Here is a 2971-nt window from a genome sequence, read left to right as displayed (position 1 = left end):
TCAACTTGCTCGGGGGGAGCTCGGTTCGCGTAGATGTCGAATATCTGAAGCCAGACCGACGCGGTCGGCGTGGACGGCGGCGAGGCTCGGGCCGGCGCAGGAAAGGCGGTTCTGGGCTGTATCTGTCAAGGGGCGGCCAAAGTGATCGCGCTCGGGGCGGCCAAAGTGATCCGGTGATCATGGCGAACAAGGCCAGGGCTCCGAGGGCGAACGGGGTCGCGTTCTCGGGGCGGCCAAAGTGATCGCGAATGGTCTTCAATGTCATACTGGATCCTTTCTTCTGCGGTGACTTCTTCTGGATTTGTATACTTGTAGTGAGGGGTTTGTTCGTCCTTCACTTTTGGTCAAGGTGGCCTGTGAACGACTGAATAGGCACTCATAGGCAATAATAAGGAATGATGAACATCTGGTGCTGGCGACGAACCAAGTGGAGCCACACGAGACGATGTCCTCGAGGCGCAAGGTCTGCGGCAGCAGACCGAGGAGGAGGACGACGACGGCGAGCAGCGCGGTTCCAATCATGCCGACTCCTTGGTGGTTCGGCGCGTCTTCCTCATGGCCTTCCGTTTCTCCGGCGGCGGATTGCGGTAGGAGTCGCCCTCGATGGCGATGACGTGTGCGTCGTGAAGGAGGCGATCCATGGCAGCGCTCGACAGAAGAGGATCGCCGAAAACCCCGGGAAGCTCGTCGATGGAACGATTGGAGGTGATGATGGTCGAATTTCGCTCATAGCGAAGCCGGATGATGTCGTAGAGATCGATGGTCTCGTCCGGGGTCAGTGGACGCAGTCCGAGATCGTCGAGAATCAGCACATCGGGGCTGGTAAAGCGCAAGAGACGGCGATCGTAGCTGCCGTCACCACGCGCGGCACGAAGCTGCTTATGCAGGTCCCTAGCGGTGATGTACTGGACCTTGTACCCGGCGAGGCAGGCGCGCTGGCCGAGGGCCTGGGCGATGTGACTCTTGCCGACGCCGGACTGGCCGAGGAGCAAGACGTTGCGGTGTCGGGCGACAAATCCGCAGGTCGCCAGGTCGATGATCTTGGCCTTGGGAACCTGGGGATTGAAGAGGAAATCAAAATCCTCGAGAGTCTTCTTGTGCTCGAAATTCGCCCGGCGAATTCGCTGGTCGAGCATCCGGGCTTCACGCCGCTGTACCTCGTCAGTGAGCAGTCGGAGGAGAAACTCGGCATGAGCGAGATTGTCGTCGACGGCCTCGGTGGTGCGCAGCTCGAGGGTCTGCAGGATGCCGCTCAGGCGCAGTTTCTTCAGCAAGGGGACCAGCTCGTCAATGGGGCTCATCGCATCCCTCCAGTTTGCTGGCGAGTAATTCGCGGACGTTGCGGGCGAAGCGAGGCGCCGCGTCGTCTCCACGCGAGGGCATGGGAACCAGCGGCAACGGCTCGAGATCGAGCGCCTTGGCCAGAATCGACTTGACGCCCTGATAGCTGTAGGTGCCGTAGAACGCCGCTCGGCGGCTCGCCGCCTCGGCACGCGCCACGGGAAAACCCTCGAGGTGAGTGACGATGGCCTGCACCTTGCGCAACTGAGAGAGCACGTCGTCCGATTCGAACACCTCGGCGACAAATCGCGCCGTCTCCGGTCCGATGCGCGCGGCTCGCTCGTCCCAGTACGAATGACTTCGGTGCCGCAAGTCGCGCCGATGCTCGGGCAGGTGGGACTCGTTCGTGCGACCCTTGCCCTTGTCGTTGCGGGAATGGGTCGCGATGCGCGTATCCTGGCCAAAGATCGCCACCGACTATCTATACAGTAGACGAAGTTGCCTGGACCCATACCTCCTTGCCGACCCAGCGCCAGGGAACCGAGTAGAGCCTCTTGTCGAAGCAGATATGGGTGTCCTGGTGGACCTTGGCCTGTTTCCAGAAACATCGCTCGTAGGGCGTTCTCGGCAGTGGACGAAGTGCGCCCAGTTCGTCTTCCCTGAATGTAATGAGCGGTTTTCGCCCAGTCGTTCCATGCGTTCGATGACCAGCAATTTCCTCGACCCACCGACGCAGCTCCTTGTTGACCATGTCGATGTCTTCGCCTTCTCGACCCGCCAGCGCGTTTCGCTTCGTGTACTTCACCGCGGCTTCCACCTTTCCCTTCTTCTTCGGTGCATACGGTGGCGTTGGGTCGATTTTGAAGTCGTAGTGTCGTGCCTGCTCCCGATAGCTGCGATTCAGAGCCGAGTCTCCATCGACTCCGAACGCTGCACGAATTACGGCCGCCTTCAGATTGTCCGGTACCAACGTTTTCGGTACCCCACCAAACGCCTCGAACGCCCGCCTGTGCAAGTCCAGCCAGGTTTCTGTCTTCTGGTCGAACACCACCTCGGCGTACATATGACGGCTGTGGCAGAGCACCATCACGAACACCCAGGCCCGTCTCAGCACGTGCATGACCGGACACAAGAGCTTGCCGACGAAGCCGAAGTCCACCTGAGCGACCTCGCCCGGCCTCGTGACCACCGGAATCGCCACCTCGTGTGCTCGCACTCCCTCGACCTGCCGCAGCTGGCGCCAGAGCCGCTTCACCGCCCAGTAGCTGCCCGTGAACGCCTCGTCCTCCAGCCGTAGTCGGTCGTAGATGGCCCGCGGCCCAAGTCCCTTGCGTCGCAGCTCCTCGATCTTCTCCTTCCAGGCCGCGATTGATGAGACCTCGTGGGCTGCCGATCCCGGCGGCGGCCGTCGCTTCTTCACCGCGGTCTTCAGTTCGTCCAGAGAAGGTAGCTCTGTTGGTTGACCCTCGAGTAACCCTTTCTCCTGGAGCGCCTCTCGGTAGCGTCGCTCCGTGTTTGGGCTCATTCGTAGCAGTCGCGCTACCTCCCGAGCCCCTGTGCCAAGTCGATGAAGTCGTACCAGCTCTTGCAGCCGGTGCATGTCGAGCCTCCGATTTCCCATAGTGGCCCCATAAAACCAGGGCGGAAGCCCTGGCCTTGTGGGTCTGGCGTGGATTTACTGCCTCCAAGG

General features: G+C 61.1%; 3 protein-coding genes. All 3 read right to left on the bottom strand.

Annotation, left to right across the window (positions count from 1 at the left end; genetic code table 11):
- Positions 1 to 518 precede the first annotated feature (518 nt).
- The 3 genes from GY769_03940 to GY769_03930 are packed head-to-tail and all read right to left on the bottom strand — an operon-like array spanning position 519 to position 2881.
- A complete protein-coding gene (locus GY769_03940; protein MCP4201065.1) occupies positions 519 to 1301 on the bottom strand; it encodes an ATP-binding protein in 783 nt (260 codons plus the stop codon).
- The gene (locus GY769_03935) at positions 1288 to 1755 is read right to left on the bottom strand and encodes a hypothetical protein (protein MCP4201064.1); all 468 of its coding nucleotides are present in this window, start codon (positions 1753 to 1755) and stop codon (positions 1288 to 1290) included. Before GY769_03935 ends, GY769_03940 begins: the two co-directional genes overlap by 14 nt.
- 7 nt (positions 1756 to 1762) lie before the next feature.
- Positions 1763 to 2881, bottom strand: coding sequence for an IS21 family transposase (locus GY769_03930; GenBank protein MCP4201063.1), 1119 nt, complete (start codon positions 2879 to 2881; stop codon positions 1763 to 1765).
- Between the last annotated feature and the right edge of the window lie 90 nt (positions 2882 to 2971).

The sequence above is a fragment of the bacterium genome, assembly GCA_024224155.1.
Lineage (GTDB): Bacteria > Acidobacteriota > Thermoanaerobaculia > Multivoradales > JAHEKO01 > CALZIK01.
This window is presented reverse-complemented; position numbering and strand designations above follow the sequence as displayed.